Source organism: Micromonospora sp. NPDC049044, assembly GCF_040649215.1.
Taxonomy (GTDB): domain Bacteria; phylum Actinomycetota; class Actinomycetes; order Mycobacteriales; family Micromonosporaceae; genus Micromonospora.
This window is the reverse complement of record NZ_JBEZFA010000068.1, coordinates 1-22,160: the sequence shown is the minus strand read 5'-3', so window position 1 is coordinate 22,160 and position 22,160 is coordinate 1. Positions and strand designations below refer to the sequence as shown.

Below are 22,160 nucleotides of genomic sequence, written 5' to 3'. Positions count from 1 at the left end.
CCCGCCTGGGCCACGCACTCGTCCCAGTCCCGCTGCGCCTGCGACAACGCCGCACCCGCCGCCCCCGCATCCGACCGATACGTGTCCGGCTCCGCGGAAGCAGCCTGCTCCGGCGGCCGGTCGGCGACCTCCCGCTCATGCCGCTCATCCGCCTGCTTCGCCCGATCCGAGCGCCCCCGCGCGGCCTGTAGGGCCGCCCACAACCCCGGCGCACGCTGCGCCACCGGACGCATCCGATCCTGCAACGACGACAACGAACCCGCGAACGCCACCAACCCCGCCGACACCCGACCAAACGCATCACCCGTCACCCGCAAATGCCCCGGCATCTGGGCATTCAGCCCCTCCCGGAACAGATCCGCCTCCGGACCCACGAACTGACTCGTATCCAAACCCGTAATCTGTGCCGCCGCCTGCGTCGCCGCCGCACCAAACCCCTGCCACCGACCCGCCGACGACCGAACCGCCGACGGATCACCATCCATCCTGAACAAATGCGCCGGAAACTCAGCCATCGCGCCGAACCTCCCCCGTGCCCACGCCAACAAGCCGCACGACGCATCGAACATAGACGCAGGACGAAGTCCTATGTCTGATGGAGTCCTAGATCTTCCTAAGAAGGCCACATCAGACGATGGTGCACGGGCGGAACAATCCGGACCTGCCGAAGTCGAGCGGATGCCCGGGACTCCGGGGGTTGACCCGCGCGCTGTCCGGCTAGTGGCGCTGGTCGTACGCGTCGCCCTGGCCGGTCGGTAGGGGCGACGATGCTGCCCGCCTCGACGGCACCACCCTCGCGCAACGACCTACTTGCGCACCAGGCTCAGGAATTCGCTGGCCGCCGGGGCAGACGGCAACCCGGATCAGGGGGCCGCATGTCCGGCGGTGCCTGTGGAGCTGATGTCGTAAACGAATCGGGCGAGAGCCCGCGAGGTGGTCGGTCGCCGTCGTGTGGCGGTGGGGGCGTCGACGCGGAGCCGCCGACGCCGGGTCGGTCCGATGTCGCAGCCGATTCAGCTCCACAGCAGCCCCACACCACCTCGGCCAGCGCGACTCCGGCCGGGTGACTGGACTGCGGGTACGCCCACCGCGGCGACGAGTGCGCCCTTGTGGGTGACCGTGTCGACGGTGATGTGCTTCGCGGGAGACGCCGCCCCGTGCCGCGCCCGCGGGGGTGCCAGGTGTGGCGGCGCGCAGCGCCACCCTGAGCCGCAACGCCATCCTCCGCGAACTGCACTACCGACGGCGGTGGCCGGCCACCCCAACGGTGACCGGCCACCGCCGCGTCGATCGGTCAGAGCCGGGCCGCGCCGGCCGCGGTGGCCTCCTGCACCGCCGAGGTACGGCGGACCTCGGCCCGCTGGTCGCCGGCGTCCTCCCGGACCGGAGCGGCCAGCCGCGCGGCCCGGTTGGTGGTCGCCGCCGCCTGATCGCCGGTCACGCCGCCACGGATCCGGTTGTTCGCGGCCACCTGGGCGGCCGGGTCGTTGCCCGTCACCGTCAACTGGCCGTTGATGATGTTGTCGTCCACGGTGACCCCACCTGTGGTGTTGGTGATGCTGACGTCCGCGCCCCAGTAACCACCGGAGGCGCAACTGTCGAGCCCACCGTTCGGGCCGACCTGCACCCCACCCAGGTTGCCGGCGAAGGTGGCCTTGCCGCGCACCGCGCTGCCGCACACCACGCTGCCGGTGGCGCTGTTGAGCACCGACAGGGTGCCGTCGACGAACGAGTCGTGCAGGTCGGTGTAGTAGGTGCCGGTGCTGCTGAGGTTGCGTAGCACCTGGGTGCCCCGGTCGAGCCGGACCTCGCCGGCGCCGACGGTGACGCTCCCGGCGATCGTCGACTCCTCCACGAACAGGAAACTGTCGATCGTCGCGGTGCCCTTCGGCCGCACCGTCACGTTGCCGCTGCTGGCGTCCTTGAAGAAGACGCCGTAGCCACCGGCGGCCAGCACCACCTGACCGTCGATCGTCGTCTCGGTGGCGTCGAGGTAGCCGTCCGCGGCGACGCGTACCTCACCGCTGACCCGGCCACCGGCAACCACCAGGTTGGCGCCGGCCGCGACTGTGACGTTGCCGGTGATCGTGGTGCCGGTGAGGGCGCAGGACTCGCCGGCCGGCACGAGCAGGTCGTTGGGCACGGTCACCGCGCCGCCGGTGCCGATGCAGTGGGTGACCAGGTCGGCGTGGGCGGTGGGCGCCACGGTCAGCACCGAGGCGGCGATGACGGCGGTCACGGTGGCCAGCTTGGCGACGGTACGTCCGGGCATCGTGGTACTCCCTGTCGAGAAGGTTCGAGGACTCATGCGCCGACGTCCGATCGGGCCGCGGCCCGGACGATGGCGCCCTGCTGCCGCCGGTCGAGCGTGCCGCCGGTCACCAACGCGAGGGTGACCGCCTCGACGTGCCGGACGAAGACGGCGTGGTCGGGGTAGTCGGCGTGTTCGTCGATCAGATCGTTGATGGTGCAGCCGTCGCCGGTGTCGACGTTGCGAACACCTGTGTCGTCACCGTCGATCACCACCGTCGCCCGGGTGTCGGACTCGGGGCAGGCGTCGGTGCCGTCGGCCACCACTGTGAACGTGGTGGCCTGCTCGGCCGCCGAGTTTCCCGCGGTGTCGGTCGCCCGGAAGCGCACTGTGTGCGCTCCGGTGGCGCGAACGGTGACCGGAGCGGAGTACGCGGTCCAGGCCCCGGCGTCGAGCGCGTACTCGATCGACGCCACACCCGAGCCGTCATCGGTGGCGGTGACGGTGACCGTCGCGCCGCCGACGTACGCGCCGTCGTCGTTCCGGTCACCCGCCACCGTGGCGGCGACAGTGGGTGGGGTGGTGTCCTCGGCCTGCGGCTCGACGACTGTGAAGTGGGCCATCTGCTCGGCCGAGGTGTTCCCGGCGACGTCGGTGGCCCGGTAGTGCAGCATGTGCATGCCCACAGTGGTCACGGCGATCGGGTTCGTGTACGCGGCGAAGGCTGCCCCGTCCAGCGCGTACTCGATGGTGGCGACCCCGGATCCGGCGTCGGTGGCGGTCAGCGTGGCGGTGGCCGTACCGACGAAGTTGCCGTCACCGTCGCGGTCGCCGGCCAGCACGGCAGTGACCTCCGGCGCGGTGGTGTCCTGTTCCCCCGGCTCGACGATCCGGAACGACACCGACCCGACCGCGCTGGTGTTGCCGGCCTGGTCGGTGGCCCGGAACTGCACCGAGTGGTCGCCGACCGCGGTCACCCGCACCGGCTCGGTGTACGGCTCGAAGCCGGTGTCGTCGACCTGGTACTCGACGCTCTGCACGCCGGAGTCGGCGTCGGTGGCGGTCACTGTCACAGTGGCCGCACCGAGGTAGTTGCCGTCGCCGTCACGGTCGCCCGAGACGGCGGCGTCGACCGTCGGCGCCGTGGTGTCGCCGCCCCCTCCCCCGTCGGTGACCACCAGTTCGCCGACCATCTGGCTGTGGCCCGGGATCGAGCAGAAGTAGCGGTACCGGCCCGGGGTCAGGTTGACGCTCACCTGGTGCCGGCCGTCGGTGGCGTCGAACGGGTTGGCCAGGATGTTGATCGTGACGTCGTGGTTGTAGCCCTCGCTGCTGGTGTCGAAGGTGAGCGTGTGCGGCATCCCGGTGGTGTTGCCGGTGGCCGCGCTGTTCTCCCAGATGATCGTGGCGGCGCCGGCCACCGCCTGGGTGGGGGCGGACTTGTAGCGGGTGGTGTTGTCGTCCGCGGTCCAGGTCAACACCTGGTCCGCGGCGACGCGTGGGGCGGCGGAGGCGGGCGTCGCGGCCAACGGGATCACCGTGAGCAGCAGCGCCGATAGCGCGGCCGTGAGTCGTCGGGTCATCGTTTCTCCTAGAGTTCCCGCACGCGGATGTTGCGGAACTCGGCCAGGTCGTTGTCACCGTGGTTCTGCAGACCGATGAAGCCGCGCAGGAACTGCCGCAGGTCGGTCGGCGGATCGCCGGCACGGGAGGACTGCTTGCCCGGCGTGTTGTCGAACTCGTTGATCACCACGCCGTTGCGAATCATCGTGTAGTGCTGGCCGACCACGCGGATCTCGTAGTCGTTCCACTCGTTCTTCGGGGTGATGCGGGCCTGGGCGAGCGGCACCGGGTCGAAGTTGTAGACCGAGCCGGTCTTCTGCGGCTCACCGGTGTCACCGTCGTAGATCTGGATCTCGTGTCCGCAGTAGATCGCCATCCAGGCCGTCGAGGTCCGGGCCGACCCGACGGTGCCGCAACTGTCCGGCGGGCGCTGCTCAAGGGGGGTTCGCAGGTCCGGGAACCGGATGAAGACGCCCGTGTTGGCCCGCCCGGTACCGGGGGCGATGTCCTTGAACTGGAGCCGCAGCGAGAAGTCGCCGAGTTCCTTGGTGTGCCAGAGCATGCCCAGCCCGCCGCTCGAACGCAGTGCACCGTCCGACTGGATGCTGAAGGATCCCGTGGGTGCCTGTTGCCAGCCGAGCAGTGACTCGGCGGTGCCGTCGAAGAGCGGCTCGTACCCGGTGTGGCCGGTGCGCCCGATCTCGGACGCGGCGGCCAGCCGGGTCAGGGTGCCGCTCTCACGGGCGTTGAGCAGACCGTCGTCCTGGAGCGCGCGGGTCACCCCGGTCACGTGCCGGACGAAGCTGTCGTGGTCGGCCCAGGCGCTCTCGTCGTCGATCAGGTCGTTGACAGTGCAGCCCTGCCCGACAGTGCGGCTGGGCACCCCGGTGTCCGTGTCGCCGAGCCACACGTTCGGCCGGTCGTCCGGCACCGCGCAGCCCACAGTGACAGTCGTCTGCACCGTCGCCTTCTCACCGTCGGCGTACGTGACTGTGAGTTTCGCGGTGTAGGTGCCGACCTTGGCGTACGTGTGCCGGGGGTTCGCCTCGGTCGACGTGGCGCCGTCGCCGAACTCCCACCGGTGGCCGACGCCGCCGGAACGCGCGCCGTCGAAGGCGATGGTCAGTGGCTTGTTCTGTACCGCCACGGAGTTCGCCGCGGGTGCCGGGGTGGGCGCACCGCCGGTGTAGGTGATCCGGATGAGCTTCTGGTTGGAATGCAGGCTGAAGAACCCGCCGCCGTAGTCGAGCAGGTAGAGCGCGCCGTCCGGACCGAACTTGGCGTCCATCCAGCTCTGCAGCCGGGTGTCGCCGTTACCGCTGGGGATGATGGCGCGCAGCGTCTCGGCGTAGACCGGCGGGGTCGCCGTCGGCACCCCGGCCGGGTCGACGGTGACCGCGACCCGGTTGGCGGCGTTCGACTGGTCGCCGATGAACCATTTCTCGTCCCAGTACGCCGGCCACGCCACCGTGCTGTTCGGGTCGACCCGGTCGCGGTGGTAGGTGGGACCGGACATGATGGCCTGCCCGCCGCCGCGCAGGTACGGCTGCGTGTAGGTGGCGTCGGCCGCGACGTAGGTGGGCAGGCCGCTGCCGTCGGTGCGCTTGGGGAAGACCGGGCCGCCGCCGTCCGGCGAATACCAGATCATGTTGTCCCGGGCCGCCGGGATGTCCACCAGCCCGGTGTTGCGCGGGGACTCGTTCTTCAGGTTGGCGCAGTCGTACCAGCCGGTGAGCACGCTCGCGTCGGTGCTGCTGCGATCCCGGTACGGCTGCCGGTTGCCCATGCAGTACGGCCAGCCCTGGTTACCGGCCGAGGTGATGATGGTGGCCGTCTCGTACTTGGCCGGGCCGAGAGTGGGGCTGGGCGAGGCGGCGTCCGGGCCGACCCAGCCGGCGGTCAGCCACTGGTGCTCCGGGTCGACCTGGAGTCGGGCGATGTTGCGCACGCCCATCACGTAGATCTCCGGACGGGTCTTCTCGGTGCCCGGCGGGAAGAGGTTCCCCTCGGGAATGGTGTACGTGCCGTCCGCCTCCGGGTGGATCCGGATGATCTTGCCGGCGAGGTCGTTCGTGTTACCCGAGGTACGGCGGGCGTCCTGGAAGGAGATGCCCTGGTACTCCTGGGTCCAGTTGTTGCCGGAGTAGCCCTGCGACCCCTCGGAGGAGTTGTTGTCGCCGGAGCCGACGTAGAGGTTGCCCTTGGCGTCGAACGCCATGCCGCCACCGGCGTGGCAGCAGCTGTGGATCTGCACCGGGAACTTCAGCAGGTCCTTGCGGGTGGCCTGGTCGATGGTCTGCGCCTCGCGGTCGTAGGTGAACCGGGAGACGGTGCGCTGCCCGACCCGCTGCACCCGGTCGATCGACTCGTGCGGCATCCAGTAGACGTAGAGCCAGCCGTTGTCGGCGAACTTCGGGTCGGGCACGATGCCGAGCAGGCCCTCCTCGTTCTTCACCAACTCGGAGCCGCTGCCCCGGTTGCCCATCACCTCCAGGGTGGTGAGCAGCTTCACCTGCTTCGTCCGGGGGTCCCAGGAGTGGATGGTGCCGCAGCCCTTACCGACGTTCGGGTCGTTCCAGTCCGCGATCGGGCCGGTCGGGCAGGCCGCCTTGCCGACGTAGAAGACAGTGCCGTCCGGGGCGATGGTCAGCCCGTGCGGTTCGCCGATCTGGTCGAGCTGACCGGTCTGGTTGGCCGCGGTGAGCCGCTCCACCTTGTAGTTCGCCGCGATCGTGGCCTGGCAGTCGCCGCGGACCCGACCGGTGGTCCAGTTGAGCGCCCCGACGAGGTGGGCGCGGAACGCCTCCTCACCGTAGCTGCCCTCGGTGTGGCCCATGCCGGTGTAGAACGATCGACCACCGTCGTAGTCCCGGCACCAGGACACCGGGTGGAAGGCGCCGTTGGCGGCCGGCCCCGGGTTGTAGTGCCGCTCCTCGACCTGGGCGAGCGTGTGCACGGTGCCGATCGGGTTCGGGTCCCAGTTCTCCCAACGGTCGGAGCGGGTGATGGTCAGCGGCAGCGACGCCGTGGCCGGATGTTTCCGGTCCAGGATGTCGACCACCGCGCGGTTCACCGCCGGCGGCTCGGGCGCGGTGGTGCTGCCCGTGAACAGGCGCAGGTCGGCGAGCTGGACCAGCGGCTCCCCGCTGTTCGCGGTGATGTTCAACCGGTAGCGGGTGAACTCCTGCGGTGTGGCGATGTCGAACCGGCGGGTCTGGAACCGGTCCGGGAAGCTCTGGCCGGTGCGCCGGTCCAGATCGGACCAGTTCTGCCCGTCGTTGGAGCCCTGCAGGGTCCAGTCCTTCGGGTCCCGGCCGGCGGAGTCGTTCGCCGACGTCAGCGCGTACCCGGTGATCCGCTTGGGGGCGGCCAGTTGGTAGGCCACCCACCCGGTCGGGGTGCGGACCAGCCACTTGGTGTTGGCGTCGCCGTCGGTCAGCTTCTCCTTGGTCTCGCTCGGCGGGTTCTCGCCGCTGGCGGTCACCGCGGCCACCGGCTCGGCCACCGGGATGGCGCCCGCCGGGCGGGTGCCGATCAGACCGGTGAACCAGGCCGAGTCGACCTGGGCGCGGGCGGCGTCGGCGATGCCGACGAAGCCGCCGCCGGCCTTCAGGTAGCTCTGCAGCGCCGACTCCTGGTCGCGGTTGAGCGCGGCGCCCGTCGCGGAGAGGAAGACCACGCTGCGGTACGCGGACAGCCCGGCAGTGGTGAAGGCGGCCGGATCCGTGGTGGCCGTGACATCGATGTCATGAGCGGCACCAAGCTGCTTGATGGTGTCCACCGCTCGGGAAACCGGGTCCTGCTGCTCGGCCACCGGACCGTGGAACACGAGGACCGCTGTCTGCTGCGCCGCCTGCGGGGCGGCTGCCGGCCGTGGCGCGGCCACCGCTCCCGGTGCGGCTGCCGCCGTCGACGCCGGGATCAGTGCCGCGAAGGCCGCCATCGCGGCCAGGACTCGTCGTGGTTGTCTGGTCATCCCCGTCCCCACTTTCGGTTGGGTCAGCTTCCGTGCGTGTGGGTGTGGCCCTGGAACCGGTGGATCGCCTCCTCGGCACCCGGCGGCATGCTGCCGTCGGCGTTGCGCACCAGGAAGATCCCGGCCATGCCGCCGTCGGAGTGCGTCTGCACGTGGCAGTGGTACATCCACGCCCCGGGTCCGACGCCCTCTCCGGCCAGCACCTGGAAGCCGAACGAGCTGCCCGGATTGAGGTCCTTGTTGTCGATGACCAGGCTCGGGTCGGCCGGCCCCTCAAGCATTCCGGTGCGGTTGTCCGCCCAGCGGTGGGCGTGCAGGTGGAAGGTGTGGAACAGGTTGCCGTGCCCGATGGCGATCCACTCCACCCGCTGGCCCAGGTTCGCCTCGAACATGGGCGTGTCCGGTGCCATCCGGTTGTTGATCAGCATGTCGTGGAACACCACTGTGAACTGCTTCTCCGGCAGGATGTCGCCGCGTCGGCGGACGACAAGCGCGCCGTACAGCCCCTTGGCCACTCCGGCGCTGCCGTGGTCGGTGCCCATGGCGTGGTCGTGGTAGTGCCAGTAGCCGGCGCTGCCCGGCAGGTACCGGCGACCCGACGCGGCCACCATCTCCCGCGAGCGCCAGACGTACGTACGCGTTTCGCCGGGGTTGTTGAACGAGGCGTTCAGCGGGCTGCCGTCGGAATCGGTGCTGTAGTCCACCCCGTGCGGATGGATGGAGAGCCGCTGACCTGTGGTGTTGACCAGGGTGATCTCCAGGGTGTCACCCTCGTACATCTCCAGCAGCGGACCCGGCACGGTGGCCTGGCCGGGCGCCAGGCCGTAGCCGAACAGGCCGTCGGGCAATTGCTCGGCGTAGATGGTGACCTTCTTCGTGACGCCGGCGGCAGCCTGTGCGGGGCTACCTCCGAACGTGCTGCCGATCGCGGGGGCGGCGGCCCCCAGCGCACCGGCGGCCAGCGCACCGGTGGCGATCAGGGATCTGCGGGACAGGTGACGATGGGAGCCAAGGCCGTGATCGTCCATGGGTCTCCGTTCCCGACCGGGCGAAGACGCGACGAGGGCAGGGTGCAATGACCGCCGAGCACGGGGCGGCAGCACGACTGAGGTGAGGCTCGTCGCGGACTTTGCTCGGAAGACTCAGAGCTTTCGGTGGATGTCTGAAACTTATGTAGTCCATCGACGAAAGTCCAGGTCTGATTGCAAAAAGATTACCTTGACATCACGACGGCGTTCGATTGACATGATCCTGACACACAGTCCGTCGGCCGGCTCGACCAGGAATCCTGGCGGGCTCACCGGTGGTGGGCGCAGCAACGACGCCGGGCTGACTCAGTGCTGAGGCAGCCCGGCGGACAGCCGTACGGAAGGGATCGTCAGAGCTGGTGGTCGTCGGCCGGCCGGCTCGGCGGCTGCGGCGGCTGGTCGGGCTGACCGAGCTGCGCGACCCGGGTCGGGTCGAGGACCCGGGAGAGGAACGCGCGGGTCCGTTCGTGCTTCGGGTCGCCGAGCACCTCCTGCGGCGGCCCCTGCTCGACCACCACACCGCCGTCCATGAACACGACCCGGTCGGCCACGTCGCGGGCGAATGCCATCTCGTGGGTGACCACCATCATCGTCATGCCGTCCTCGGCCAGCTTGCGCATGACGGTGAGCACGTCACCGACCAACTCCGGGTCGAGCGCCGAGGTCGGCTCGTCGAAGAGCATCAGCTTCGGCTCCATCGACAGTGACCGGGCGATCGCGGCCCGCTGCTGCTGCCCACCGGAGAGCTGCGCCGGAAAGGCGTCGGCCTTGTCGGTCAGCCCCACCCGGTCCAGGTTGGCCCGAGCGACGCGCTCCGCCTCGGCCCGGCCCCGGCGCAGCACCCGACGCTGGGCGATGGTGAGGTTGTTCAGCACGGTCAGGTGCGGAAACAGGTTGAACGACTGGAAGACCATGCCGATGCCACGGCGCACCGCGTCGATCTCAACGTCCGGGTCGGTCATCTCGACCCCGTTGACCCAGATCCTGCCGGCCGTCGGCTCCTCCAACAGGTCGACGCAGCGCAGCAGCGTCGACTTGCCGGACCCGGACGGCCCGATCACGCAGACCACCTCGCCCTGGCCGACCTCGAAGTCGATGCCCTTGAGCACTTCGAGGGGCCCGAAGGACTTGTGCAGGTCGCGGATCTCGACGGCCGGGCGGGGTGCAGTGCTCGTCATGGGGTCACCGGGCCTTGGCGTAGCGGAGTTCGAGACGGCGTACCAGCTGGGACAGCGGCAGGGTGATGATCAGGTAGGCGAGACCGGCCACCAGCAGCGGGGTGGCGTTCACCCGGTCGTTGAGCATGTCCCGACCGAACTTGGTGACCTCGATCGTCTGTGCCGTCACACCCAACACGTACGCCAGCGACGAGTCCTTGGTGAGCAGGATGAGTTCGTTCGTCAGCGGCGGTATCACGATCCGGAACGCCTGCGGGATGACGATCGTGCGCATGGCGGTGAAGTGCGACATGCCGAGGGTGCGAGCCGCCTCCATCTGCCCCTTCGGCACGGCCTGGATGCCGGCCCGGATGGTCTCCGCCATGTACGCCGCGGCGGTCAGGCCGAGGCCGATCGCGATGGAGCCGAACACCCCGCCCGGAATCTCCCGCTCCGGAAAGGCGATCGGGATTCCGTACCCCACGAGGAAGAGCACCAGCAGCGCGGGCAGCCCCCGGAACAGCTCGATGTAGGCCGTCGCCAGCCAGCGGTACGGGGCGACCCGGGAGAGCCGCATCAGCGCGAGGATGGTCCCGAACACAAGACCGAAGGCGAACGCGCCAAGCGTGTAGAGAACTGTGTTGCGCAGCGCGACGGTGATGATCGTCGGGAACATCGACTTGATGATGTCGACGCGGAAGAACGCGTCGGCCAACCTGTCCCAGTCCGCGGCGACGAACACCGCGGCGATGATGGCGATGAAGACCAGGTACTGCAGCCCGAGGGACAGCCGCTCCCGCTGGCGGCGTCGCAGCTTCACGTTCGCTCGTTGCCTTCCCGGAGGTTATCGACCCGCCTTGCGCGCGGGACGCGCGCCAGGCTGCTGGGAGCTGCGATCACGCGCTCGGCCGCTTGCCGATCCACTTCTCGTAGATCGTGTCGTAGGTGCCGTCCTGCTTGGCCTTGGCCAGCGCCTCGTTGATCTTCTTGAGCAGTTCCGGGTTGGCGTCCTTCTTCACCGAGAAGCCGTACTGCTCGCCGGTGTCGAACTCGGCGGCCACCTGGAAACCGCCCGGGTTCTTCTTGAGGTACTCACTCCAGACCGGCAGGTCGTTGATGGCGGCCTCGACCTGGCCGTTGGCGACCGCCTGCTGCTCGGCGGCGAGGTCCTCGAACTCGACGAGCTTGAGACCCTTCTCCGCCTCGAACTTCTTGGCGTAGTCCCGACCGGTGGTGGCCGCCTGGACGCCCACCTTCCTGCCCCTGAGGTCATCGAGCGACTTGTACGCCTTACCCGTCTTCACCAGCAACGCCTGGGTGGCGTCGAAGTACGGGTCGGAGAAGTTCATCACCTTCTGCCGCTCCGCAGTGATCGTCATGCCGGCGGCCGCCGCGTCGCACTTGCCGGTGTTCAGGTCCTGACCGGACTTGATCCCCTCGAACGGAGTATCGATGATCGTCTGCTGGACGCCCAGATCCTTGGCCACCAGATCCATGATCTCGACGTCGAAGCCGGTCACCGTGCCGCTGGCGTCCTTGGACTGGAACGGCGGATACGGCAGGTGGGTGCAGACGGTCAGCTTGCCCGCCTCAACCAGCTTGACCCCGCTCGCCTGGACCTCACTGTCGTCCTTCTTGGCACATCCCGCGGTGACGGCGAGGGCGGCGACCGCCACGACGAGTCCGGCCTGCCGGACAGCGTTCTGGAACCTCATGGCTGTGTCCCTCCGGTTCGGCTCACCGGTCACCGGAAGCCAGGTTGGTGCTGAGACTTGAGACAGGCGACGGTACCTGATTCAGGCCGCCGGTCCCAGACCGCACCGAGTCGGCAGACCGGTGGGCGACCATCGGCCGACGCAGAACCGGACAGTCGATCCGGAACAAGGCGTCAACCGCCGGTCCCCTCGGCCGCCCCGTCCGGGGTGAAGGCTGCCCCTTCCGGGTCTGTGCTGAGAAACACGTGCTGATGGCCGTGGCCGGCGTCGACGCTGACCTGGTCGAGCTGGGTCGCCGCGACCGACCAGCCCGTGACGGCCTCGGCCGCCTGTCGGGCGGTGACGGCCAACAGGGCGGCGCGCTGTGCCGCCGGGACGGTAGCGGCCAGCGCGTAGGTGTCGACGGCCAGGGCCGCCTGCTGAATTGCGCCCCGCAGCCCACCCCGCGCCACGTTCGTGGCGGTGGTCCCCGAGGGCGGGTCGGCGAACGGCTCGGCCGCCTGACGCAGGCTCTCCTGCCACCGCTTGGCCTGCTCCGGATCCGGCGCGCGCCCGGCCGACGTGTCCGCCTTGAGGGCGGTCAGGATGGGAGCGATCTGGTCGCTGACCCGGCGAGCCGTCTCCGTCAACTCCACGATCTGCTGGGCGTCCCGCTTCGCCTCGGCCTGTTTAAGGGACGCGATGGACGCCTCGGTGGCGTCCGGTCGACCCACCTGGTAGCCGATCAGCCCACCCACCAGGGCGGTGACCAGTGCGATCGCCCCGGCGACCGCCACAACGCGCGTGGTACGGCGACGACTCACGTCGGCCTTGTCCGACAGATAGGAAGGCCGGCCGGTGCGACGCGCCATCGCATCTCCTCACATCGATGGGCATGCGGGGCCAAAGGGTAGCTGTCCGGCTGGACGCCCGTCGAGTGCGAGTTGTCGCCCCCGACAACCTCGCCGAGCGGTCGGTCCGGCGGTCATCATCGCCGGCGCGTTGCCGGGCAGCGGCACCTTCCGCCCGTCCGCGAGCGTGCCCTAGCTAGTACTGCAAAGGCAGTGGACCGGCTGCATGCCCGTATCGGGTCTCGGTTTCGCCGTTCGGAGCTGCGGCGGCGGGCGCGTCAGCACCTGTCGCGGGGGTGCCGGTGGGGTGGGTGACGATGGACGAGGCCTACGGCAAGTCGAAGCCCAAAGGGTGTGGTTGGAACATCGGGATGCGGTTTCTGTGGTCGCGACCCGCCGCAACGACGACAGGCGAGTTGAGCGGATGCGAGATCAGGAGACGGACGTTCCGCGCTTCCAGCGCGCGAGAGATGCCCATTCACCAAAGCGCGGGAACGACTCCCAGTGGGTGGAGACGTTGACGCCGCTGCGGTCTTCCTTGGTGGTCTCTCTGGTGGCGTCGTTGCTGGTCAGCCGCTGAGCGACGCCGTCCTCGCCGAACTGGAACTTGTCCACTCGGGTAGCGCCGGAGAGGGTTGCCGCGCTCTCGTCGGGATAGTCCCACTGAGTGATGCCATGGAGAAACAGGTGATCATTGCTGCGACGAAAGGAATACCTCAGTGCTTGGCGGCCGTACTCATCGAAAAACCAGACACCGACGTGATTGTTGCCCCACGCAATCTCGATGACCGCATCAGGCGCAGCGGCGCCGGACGGGTCGCGCAAGGCAACGGTGTAGAACTCCCCTGCCGCGTCTCGGGCGGCAGCTTGCTGCGCCGACATGGGTTCGATCGGCTTGTGTCGCCGAAAGGACCACCGGCGGCTGTAGGTCACCGGACCTGTTGGCTCAGACACGCATCTCCCTTGGCCGGCGACGGATGCAGCTTACCGTTGCTGTCTCGGATCGTGATGCCAAGCAGGTCCGCTTCGTCCAGCACTGCCTGCGGGATGGGTTTGTTCTGTGGTGGTACTCGGGGATGAATGAGTGGCTCAGTTTCTGTCCAGTGTGGTCGCCAATCTGGTCCCGAGGTGCGGTCACCGGGATGTCGCGCCACGGGGAGCCGGCCCGGATGCGTCGATATTCGTACCGGCGAAGGGGCTACCGACCGTCAGTCGTGACCGGCGCCGGGAACTCCTCGGTGCCGAGGACCCGTAGCAGCGACAGGCGCTCGCGGGCCTCGTCGTCGGCGGGCGTCAGCACCAGCAGCTGCTGGCCCAGATCCGGGGTGACCAGGGTTTCGCAGTCCATGGTGAGCCGGCCGACCCGCGGGTGCTCGAACGTCTTGCGGTCGCTGCGGCGTACCGCAACCTCGTGTTCCGCCCACAGCCGATCGAAGTCGGCGCTGGCGGTGCGGAGGGTCGCGATCAGGCCGGCGACCTCCGGGTCGCCTGCCCGTCGGCCAGCCACTGCGCGCAGATCGGCCACGTGCTGCCGGCCCAGCCGTTCGCGTTCCGGAACGGACGAGACGGGGTGCGTGTCCGGTTCGGTGAACCAGCGATAGATCAGGTAGCGGCGGTAGCCGGTGAAACCGGTGTGGTCACCGGCCAGCAGCATCGACGCCCGGTTCTGAGCCAGCACCACGCCCAGGTCGGAGATGACCATAGCCGGGGTGTCACCGAGCAGGTCCAGCATCCGCAGCAGACCGGCCCGGGCCAGCCGGGCGGTGTCGGCGCCCGGCTGCGGTTGGTGCCCGGCCAGGCGGAACAGGTGGTCCCGTTCGTCGTCGGACAGCCGCAGCGCGCGGGCCAGCGCGACCAGCAGCTGCGTCGACGGCTGGCTGCTGCGGCCCTGCTCCAGGCGGACCACGTAGTCCACCGACATGCCGGCCAGCATCGCCACCTCCTCCCGGCGCAGACCGGTGGTGCGGCGGCGCGGCCCGTCGGCCAGGCCGACCTCGGCCGGGCGGATCGCCTCCCGGCGGCGGCGCAGGAAATCGGCCAGCTCGTCACGTTCCATGCGACCATGCTCCCTCGCCGGGTGGCCGGGGAGACAGGGAGCGGCGCTCCCACGACAAGCGCTCCGCTCCCGGGTCCGGCGGATCCGGCGCAGGCTGGGGACATGCAGAAACGAACTCTTGGTGAGCACGGTCCGACCGTCTCCGCGCTGGGTCTGGGCGGGATGAGCATGTCCGGCTCGTACGGGCCGGCCGACCGCGGTGAGAGTATCGCCACCGTGCATGCCGCGCTGGAGGCCGGCGTCACGCTTATCGACACCGCCGACTTCTACGGCATGGGCCACAACGAGCTGCTGCTCGGCGAGGCGCTGCGCGGCCGGGACCGGGACAGCTATCAACTCAGTGTCAAATTCGGTCAGCTGGTCGGGCCGGGCATGCGGTTCTCCGGCGCCGACGGTCGGCCCGAGGCGGTCAAGAACTTCCTGTCGTACACGCTGACCCGCCTCGGGGTCGACCACATCGACATCTACCGCCCGGCCCGGGTCGACCCGCGGGTGCCGGTCGAGGACACCATCGGCGCGATCAAGGAGCTGATCGAGGCGGGGTACGTCCGGTATGCCGGGCTGTCCGAGGTCGGGGCTGCCACGATCCGCCGGGCCCATGCCGTGCACCCGATCGCTGACCTGCAGATCGAGTACTCGCTGCTGTCGCGGGCGATCGAGGCCGAGGTGCTGCCGACGCTGCGTGAGCTGGGCATCGGGCTGACCGCGTACGGCGTGCTCAGCCGGGGCCTGCTCAGCGGGCACTGGGCGCCCGGCCGCGACGGCGACCACCGCAACCACAGTCCACGCTTCTCCCAGGAGAACGCCGCGCACAACCTGACCCTGGTGGACTCCCTGCGCCGGGTCGCCGACGCCAAGGGCTGCACGGTCGCCCAGTTGGCGATCGCCTGGGTCGCCGCGCAGGACGAGCGCATCGTCCCGCTGATCGGCGCCCGCACCCGGGATCGGCTGGCCGAGGCACTTCCGGCGATCGGCCTGGAGCTGACCGGCGACGACCTGGCCGAGATCGAGAAGGCGGTGCCGGCCGGGTCAGCCCGTGGAGACCGATACCCGACGGCGTTCATGGCCGCCCTCGAGGTCGGCAACTGAACCACGCACGGGCCTGAGGGACGTGAAGAAACGGTGACGACCACCGGACCGCCCCGCGTGCGTCCGGCACATCCGGCCGGTGTGTTGATCGTCGACGACGCCGACGAGCCCCGGCGACGCACTGGTGCGTCGCCGGGGCTCGTCGGTGGATGCCGGTCAGGCGACGTCGAACCGGTCCAGCTCCATGACCTTGGTCCAGGCGGTCACGAAGTCGGCCACGAACTTGTCGCGGGCGTCCTGGCTGGCGTACACCTCGGCGAGGGCGCGCAGCTGCGAGTTGGAGCCGAAGATGAGGTCAACCGCGCTGGCGGTCCACTTCACCTCGTCGGTGGCCAGGTCGCGGATCTCGTACACGTGCTCCTCGGACTTCGACACGGTCCACCGGGTGCCCGGGGAGAGCAGGTTCGCGAAGAAGTCGTTGCTGAGCACGCCCGGCCGGTCGGTGAGGACACCGTGCTGGCTGCCACCGGTGTTGGCACCGAGGGAGCGCAGGCCGCCGACGAGGACGGTCATCTCCGGCGCGGTCAGGTTGAGCATGTACGCGCGGTCGATGAGCAGCACCTCCGGCTGGGTCTTCTCACCCGGACGCAGGTAGTTGCGGAACCCGTCGGCGCGCGGCTCCATGACGCGGAACGACTCGACGTCGGTCTGCTCCTGGGTGGCGTCCGTGCGACCCGGCCGGAACGGCACCGTCACCTCGACGCCGGCGTCCCGCGCCGCCTTCTCGACGGCTGCCGAACCGGCCAGCACGATGAGGTCCGCGAGCGAGATCTTCGCGCCGCCGGCCTCGTTGAACTCCCGCTGGATGCCCTCCAGGACACCGAGCACCGTCGCCAGCTGCTCGGGCTGGTTGACCTCCCAGTTGCGCTGCGGCTCCAGGCGGATCCGCGCGCCGTTCGCACCGCCGCGCTTGTCGGTGTGCCGGAAGCTCGCGGCGGACGCCCAGGCGGTGGAGACCAGCTGGGCGGTCGTCAGACCGGACTCCAGGACCTTCGCCTTGAGCGCGGCGACGTCGGCGTCACCGACAAGCTCGTGGTCGACGGCCGGCACCGGGTCCTGCCACAGCTGCGGCTCGGCCACCCACGGGCCGAGGAAACGCTCGATCGGTCCCATGTCCCGGTGCAGCAGCTTGTACCAGGCCTTGGCGAAGGCCAACGCGAACTCGTCGGGGTTCTCCAGGAAACGGCGCGAGATCTTCTCGTACGCCGGGTCGACGCGCAGCGACAGGTCCGTCGTGAGCATCGTCGGCTTGTACTTCTTCGCCGGGTCGAACGGGTCCGGGATGATCGCCTCGGCGTCCTTGGCGACCCACTGCTTCGCGCCACCCGGGCTGGTGGTCAGCTCCCACTCGTAGCCGAACAGGATCTCGAAGAAGCGGTTGCTCCACTGGGTCGGCACGTCGGTCCACGTCACCTCGAGACCGCTGGTGATCGTGTCGGCACCCTTGCCGCTGCCGTGGGTGCTCAGCCAGCCGAGACCCTGCGCCTCCAGCGGGGCACCCTCGGGCTCCGGGCCGACGTGGTTGTCGGCGACAGCGGCACCGTGGGTCTTGCCGAAGGTGTGACCACCGGCGATGAGAGCGACGGTCTCCTCGTCGTTCATCGCCATCCGGCCGAAGGTCTCCCGGATGAAGTGCGCCGCGGCGGCCGGGTCCGCGTTACCACGCGGGCCCTCCGGGTTGACGTAGATGAGACCCATCTCGGTCGAGCCGACGCCGGCCGCCATCTCCTTCTCGGAGGCGTACCGCTCGTCACCGAGCCAGGTGTCCTCCGGACCCCAGAAGATCTCCTCGGGCTCCCAGACGTCCTCCCGGCCGAAGCCGAAGCCGAAGGTCTTGAAGCCCATCGACTCCAGGGCCACGTTGCCGGCCAGCACGATCAGGTCGGCCCAGGAGATCTTCTGGCCGTACTTCTGCTTGACCGGCCAGAGCAGCCGACGCGCCTTGTCGAGGTTGGCGTTGTCCGGCCAGCTGTTCAGCGGCGCGAAGCGCTGGCCGCCGTCGCCGGCGCCACCGCGGCCGTCCTCGATGCGGTACGTGCCGGCAGAGTGCCAGCTCATCCGGATCATCAGGCCGCCGTAGTGGCCGAAGTCGGCCGGCCACCAGTCCTGCGAGGTGGTGAGCACCTCGACGATGTCCCGCTTGAGGGCCTCGACGTCGAGCTTGGCGAACTCCTTGGCGTAGCTGAAGTCCTCCCCCAGCGGGTTGCCCTTGGACGAGTGGGCGTGCAACACCGAGAGGTCGAGCTGGTTGGGCCACCAGTCCCGGTTGGTGCGCGGACGGCCGCCGGTCTTCGGGGTCGGCGAGTCGATCGCCGGGTTCTCGCTCTCGCTGCCGTGCGCGGTCACCGAGTCGTGCGCCACCGGGCAGCCGGCCGCTGCCTTCTGGTCCACGCCCTGTGCACTGGTGGGGCGGTTGTCCTGGGTGTCGCTCATGAACTTCCTTCCGAGCTTGCGGATCTCTGGGGCGTACGGGTGGCCGCGCAGTCGGGGCAGCTGCCCCAGTAGACGACCTCCGCCTCGTCGACCACGAAACCGTGGTCGACGGGGGCGGTGAGACAGGGGGCGTGACCGACGGCGCAGTCGACGTCGGCGATCACACCGCAGGAGCGGCAGACGACATGGTGGTGGTTGTCCGCGACCCGGGACTCGTAGCGGGCGGTCGCGCCGGCCGGCTGGATACGCCGGACCAGACCAGCGTCGGTGAGGACACGCAGCACGTCGTACACCGCCTGGTGGGAGACCGTCGGATGATCGGCCCGCACCAGCGCGATCACCGCGTCGGTGCCGATGTGCGGGTGGTCACGCAACGCCGCGAGCACCGCCAATCGGGGCCGGGTCACCCGCAGCGAGGCGGCCCGCAGTTGCGCCTCGAAGTCGGACATCACCTGCCGAACACTAGCCCACTTTTCTGGAACGGATCAAGTTTTAGCCGGGTCGACGCGCCGCCGTGGCGAAGGATTCACCCAGGCCCGCCGCGATAGTAAAAAATAATCCGGACGGCCATGTCGAGAACCGACACCTGGCTCCGTCCCCGGGGTGAACGCGACCACGACGGGTCGCGCACCAGCGTCGAGGAGAGTCACGATGGCCAAGTACCTGCTGCTCAAGCACTACCGAGGCGGCCCCACGGCGGTCAACGACGTACCCATGGACCAGTGGGCGCCGGCGGAGGTCTCGGCCCACATGCAGTACATGCGCGACTTCGCGGCCCGCCTCGAGGAGACCGGCGAGTTCGTCGACGCGCAGGCGCTCGCCCCCACCGGGACGTTCGTCCGCTACGACGGCGAGGGTCAACCGCCGGTCACCGACGGCCCGTTCGCCGAGACCAAGGACCTCATCGCCGGCTGGATGGTGATCGACGTCGACAGCTACGAGCGCGCCGTCGAGCTGGCCGGGGAGCTGTCGGCCGCCCCGGGTGCGGGCGGCAAGCCGATCCACGAGTGGCTCGAGCTGCGCCCGTTCCTGACCGAGCCGCCCACCATCACCGAGTGAACGAGTCCCTGCTGCGGGGCCTCACGCCGAGCGTGCTCGGCATCCTCGTCCGCCGCGGAGCCGACTTCGCGGCGGCCGAGGACGCCGTGCAGGACGCGCTTGTCGAGGCGGTGCGCGGCTGGCCGGCCGACCCGCCGCGCGACCCGAAGGGCTGGCTGGTCACCGTGGCCTGGCGCCGGTTCCTCGACGCGACCCGGGCGGACGCGGCACGTCGCCGACGCGAGGACGCCGCGGACGAGGAGCCGCCACCCGGGCCCGTGCCAGCGGTGGACGACACGCTGTGGCTCTACTTCCTCTGCGCCCACCCGTCGCTGACGCCGTCGTCGGCGGTAGCGCTCACGTTGCGCGCCGTCGGTGGCCTGACCACCCGCCAGATCGCGCACGCCTACCTGGTCCCCGAGGCGACGATGGCGCAACGGATCAGCCGGGCGAAACGCACCGTCGCCGCGGTGCGGTTCGACCAACCCGGCGACGTCGCGACCGTGCTGCGCGTGCTCTACCTGGTCTTCAACGAGGGCTACTCCGGCGATGTCGACCTCGCCGCCGAGGCCATCCGGCTGACCCGGCAGCTCGCGGCGGCCATCGACCACCCCGAGGTGGCCGGCCTGCTCGCCCTCATGCTGCTGCACCACGCCCGGCGGGCCGCCCGGATCGCGCCCGACGGCACCCTGGTGCCGCTCGCCGAACAGGACCGCGGCCGGTGGGACACCGCGTCGATCGCCGAGGGCGTCGAGATCCTCCAGGCGGCCCTCGCCCGCGACCGGCTGGGCGAGTTCCAGGCCCAGGCGGCCATCGCGGCACTGCACGCCGACGCGCCCACCGCGCAGCAGACCGACTGGGTGCAGATCGTCGAGTGGTACGACGAACTCGCCCGGCTTACCGACAGCCCGATCGTCCGGCTCAATCGCGCGGTGGCCGTCGGTGAGGCCGACGGCGCGCGGGCCGGTCTCGCGGCGCTCGCGGCGGTTGCCGACACGCTGCCCCGCTTCACGGCGGTCGCGGCGTACCTGCACGAGCGCGACGGCAGTGTGGCGACGGCCGCGCGACTGTACGCCGAGGCGGCCCGGAAGGCGTCCAACCTGGCCGAGCGCGACCATCTGACCCGCCAGGCCGCGCGGCTCAACGCCCTACCGCCGCGCTGACCGGCGCCCCACCCGCATCCCTCGCGCGATCATCGGATGATTCGGGTCCGGAAAGCGTCCGGAAGTTTTCGGAAGGTAGCCCTCGCGCCCAGAACGGCCACCCGAGCCTCAGTCGCGGCCCAGCCGCTACTGATCGACTACTGACCTGGATAGACACCAACCGTCCGACCTCCGCTGGCCGTCGCGGGTCTACCGCGATGTTTCCGAAAATTGTTGACAAGGGGACGACCAGGTTAATACGGTCCCCATCGACGGCATTCAATCGCCGTCAATGTCAGTCCCCGCGAACCACTGCGCCGGTCGTCGTGCGGGACGACCGGCAAACCACCACCGAGCGGCACGACGACAGTGGCCGGCACCGGGCCACCGGCAGCCTGCCGAGGCGTGCCGCGTTGCTGGCCCCCGCCAGCCGTCACGAGGAGGCACCACGCACATGAGCGACACCAGCCACATCCCCATCGCACGAAGAGGACGCGGCCGCATGCGGTTGCTCCTCGGCGCCGCGTGCGCCGCCGTCCTGGCGGTGACCGGCACGATGACGGCCACCAACGCGTACGCCGAGGCCGACCGGACGCTCACCTCGAGCCTGACCGGCACGCACAACGGCTACTACTTCTCCTTCTGGAAGGACGGCGGCAACGCCAGCATGACGCTGCGCGAAAACGGTCGTTACTCCAGCAGTTGGGACCGCAGCACCAACAACTGGGTCGGTGGCAAGGGCTGGGCCACCGGCTCCCGGCGGACGGTCAGCTACTCGGCCAACTACAACCCGGGCAACAACAACACCTACCTCGCCCTGTACGGATGGACGCGCAACCCGCTCATCGAGTACTACGTGGTGGAGAACTTCGGTAGCTACAACCCGAGCAGCGGCGCCCAGCGGCTCGGCACGGTCACCACCGACGGCGGCACCTACGACATCCTGCGCAGCCAGCGGGTGAACGCCCCGTCGATCGACGGTAACCAGACGTTCTACCAGTACTGGAGCGTCCGCCAGTCGAAGCGCTCGAGTGGCACCATCACCACCGCCAACCACTTCGACGCCTGGGCCCGCGCCGGCCTGAACCTGGGCAGCAACCACTCGTACCAGATCATGGCCACCGAGGGCTACCAGAGCCAGGGCAGCTCCGACGTCACCGTCTCGGAGGGTGGCGGCGGCAACCCGACCTCCGGGCCGACCTCCGCGCCCACCACCGGCAACCCCGGGACCGGCAACTGCAACGCGTCGCTCTCCGCGGGTCAGCAGTGGGGTGACCGGTTCAACCTGAACGTCGCGGTCAGCGGCACCAGCAACTGGGTGGTCAGCCTCGGCCTCGGTGGTGGCCAGAGCATCCAGAACAGCTGGAACGCCTCCGTCAGCGGCACCAGCGGTACCGTCACCGCCAGGCCGAACGGCAACGGCAACAACTTCGGAATCACGATCATGGCCAACGGCAACTGGAACTGGCCGACGGTCACCTGCCGCACCGGCTGAGCCGCACCACCTCCTGACACCATCGCTGGCGTGGCGGCCTCGGCCGCCACGCCAGCGGTGCGTCGTCAGACCTGCGGGACGGCCGACTCCTGTGCTGCCGACTCCTGTCCTGCCGATTCCGGCGCTGCCGACTCCTCGGCCGACGGCTCCTTCGTCGGATCCGCCGCCGGCTCGTCGTCGGCTGTCCCGGTCGGCGCCGCCGTCGGTTCATCCGCCGGCGCTGTCGTCGGGTCCGCCGCCGTGCTCTCGGGCGAGGCCGGCTCGGACGCACCGCCGGTGTTCTCGCCGGGCGGCGTCGGCCGGCCGGCCGGGGCCGCGCCGGCCGAACCGCGGGGGGGGGGGGGGGGCGGTCCCGGCGCGCGGGCCCGCCGGCCGGAGATCGGGAGA

The 22,160-nt window shown here is 69.8% G+C and carries 17 protein-coding genes and 1 pseudogene; 5 read left to right on the top strand and 13 right to left on the bottom strand.

Annotated elements, in window-relative coordinates:
- From AB0B85_RS32810 to AB0B85_RS32760, 11 genes are all read right to left on the bottom strand, one after another.
- Positions 1 to 515: putative T7SS-secreted protein (locus tag AB0B85_RS32810; protein WP_357413517.1), on the bottom strand; the 515-nt coding region annotated here is incomplete at its 3' end.
- Between the two features lie 779 nt (positions 516 to 1,294).
- Complete coding sequence (locus tag AB0B85_RS32805; RefSeq protein ID WP_357413515.1) at positions 1,295 to 2,272, bottom strand: hypothetical protein; 978 nt, start codon at positions 2,270 to 2,272, stop codon at positions 1,295 to 1,297.
- A 32-nt stretch (positions 2,273 to 2,304) separates the two neighbouring features.
- The gene (locus tag AB0B85_RS32800) at positions 2,305 to 3,834 is read right to left on the bottom strand and encodes a chitobiase/beta-hexosaminidase C-terminal domain-containing protein (RefSeq protein ID WP_357413513.1); all 1,530 of its coding nucleotides are present in this window, start codon (positions 3,832 to 3,834) and stop codon (positions 2,305 to 2,307) included.
- 8 nt (positions 3,835 to 3,842) lie between these two features.
- A complete protein-coding gene (locus AB0B85_RS32795; RefSeq protein WP_357413511.1) occupies positions 3,843 to 7,790 on the bottom strand; it encodes a ThuA domain-containing protein in 3,948 nt (1,315 codons plus the stop codon).
- Positions 7,791 to 7,813: 23 nt separating this feature from the next.
- On the bottom strand, positions 7,814 to 8,818 hold the full coding sequence (locus tag AB0B85_RS32790; RefSeq protein WP_357413509.1) for a multicopper oxidase domain-containing protein: 1,005 nt from the start codon (positions 8,816 to 8,818) through the stop codon (positions 7,814 to 7,816).
- A gap of 350 nt (positions 8,819 to 9,168) precedes the next feature.
- A complete protein-coding gene (locus AB0B85_RS32785; RefSeq protein ID WP_357413507.1) occupies positions 9,169 to 9,996 on the bottom strand; it encodes an amino acid ABC transporter ATP-binding protein in 828 nt (275 codons plus the stop codon).
- Positions 9,997 to 10,000: 4 nt separating this feature from the next.
- Positions 10,001 to 10,795, bottom strand: a complete 795-nt coding sequence (locus AB0B85_RS32780) for an amino acid ABC transporter permease (RefSeq protein WP_357413506.1) — start codon at positions 10,793 to 10,795, stop codon at positions 10,001 to 10,003.
- A 76-nt stretch (positions 10,796 to 10,871) separates the two neighbouring features.
- Positions 10,872 to 11,690 carry a basic amino acid ABC transporter substrate-binding protein gene (locus AB0B85_RS32775; protein ID WP_357413504.1) on the bottom strand — a complete coding sequence of 273 codons (819 nt, stop codon included), beginning with the start codon at positions 11,688 to 11,690 and terminating at the stop codon, positions 10,872 to 10,874.
- A 173-nt stretch (positions 11,691 to 11,863) separates the two neighbouring features.
- Positions 11,864 to 12,541, bottom strand: a complete 678-nt coding sequence (locus AB0B85_RS32770; protein WP_357413502.1) for a hypothetical protein — start codon at positions 12,539 to 12,541, stop codon at positions 11,864 to 11,866.
- A 411-nt stretch (positions 12,542 to 12,952) separates the two neighbouring features.
- A complete protein-coding gene (locus tag AB0B85_RS32765; protein ID WP_357413500.1) occupies positions 12,953 to 13,474 on the bottom strand; it encodes a hypothetical protein in 522 nt (173 codons plus the stop codon).
- A gap of 244 nt (positions 13,475 to 13,718) precedes the next feature.
- Entirely contained in the window at positions 13,719 to 14,576 is an 858-nt protein-coding gene (locus AB0B85_RS32760; protein ID WP_357413498.1) for a helix-turn-helix transcriptional regulator, read from the bottom strand.
- A gap of 102 nt (positions 14,577 to 14,678) precedes the next feature.
- On the opposite strand from AB0B85_RS32760, the gene AB0B85_RS32755 reads away from it, so the two are divergent.
- A complete protein-coding gene (locus tag AB0B85_RS32755) occupies positions 14,679 to 15,665 on the top strand; it encodes an aldo/keto reductase (protein ID WP_357413496.1) in 987 nt (328 codons plus the stop codon).
- Positions 15,666 to 15,821: 156 nt separating this feature from the next.
- Here AB0B85_RS32755 and katG read toward each other — a convergent pair whose 3' ends face one another.
- Complete coding sequence (katG, locus tag AB0B85_RS32750) at positions 15,822 to 18,098, bottom strand: catalase/peroxidase HPI (protein WP_357413494.1); 2,277 nt, start codon at positions 18,096 to 18,098, stop codon at positions 15,822 to 15,824.
- Complete coding sequence (locus AB0B85_RS32745) at positions 18,095 to 18,550, bottom strand: Fur family transcriptional regulator (RefSeq protein WP_357413492.1); 456 nt, start codon at positions 18,548 to 18,550, stop codon at positions 18,095 to 18,097. The genes katG and AB0B85_RS32745 overlap by 4 nt, the downstream gene beginning before the upstream one ends.
- Positions 18,551 to 18,749: 199 nt before the next feature.
- Between AB0B85_RS32745 and AB0B85_RS32740 the strand changes: the two genes are divergently transcribed.
- From AB0B85_RS32740 to AB0B85_RS32725, 4 genes and pseudogenes are all read left to right on the top strand, one after another.
- Positions 18,750 to 19,157 carry a YciI family protein gene (locus AB0B85_RS32740; RefSeq protein WP_357413490.1) on the top strand — a complete coding sequence of 136 codons (408 nt, stop codon included), beginning with the start codon at positions 18,750 to 18,752 and terminating at the stop codon, positions 19,155 to 19,157.
- The gene (locus tag AB0B85_RS32735; RefSeq protein WP_357413488.1) at positions 19,154 to 20,299 is read left to right on the top strand and encodes a DUF6596 domain-containing protein; all 1,146 of its coding nucleotides are present in this window, start codon (positions 19,154 to 19,156) and stop codon (positions 20,297 to 20,299) included. Before AB0B85_RS32740 ends, AB0B85_RS32735 begins: the two co-directional genes overlap by 4 nt.
- Positions 20,300 to 20,780: 481 nt before the next feature.
- Positions 20,781 to 21,773 (top strand): glycoside hydrolase family 11 protein, encoded by a 993-nt coding sequence (locus AB0B85_RS32730; RefSeq protein WP_357413486.1) that lies wholly within the window; start codon positions 20,781 to 20,783, stop codon positions 21,771 to 21,773.
- A 30-nt stretch (positions 21,774 to 21,803) separates the two neighbouring features.
- Positions 21,804 to 22,160: pseudogene (locus AB0B85_RS32725) on the top strand (hypothetical protein); the annotation flags it as partial.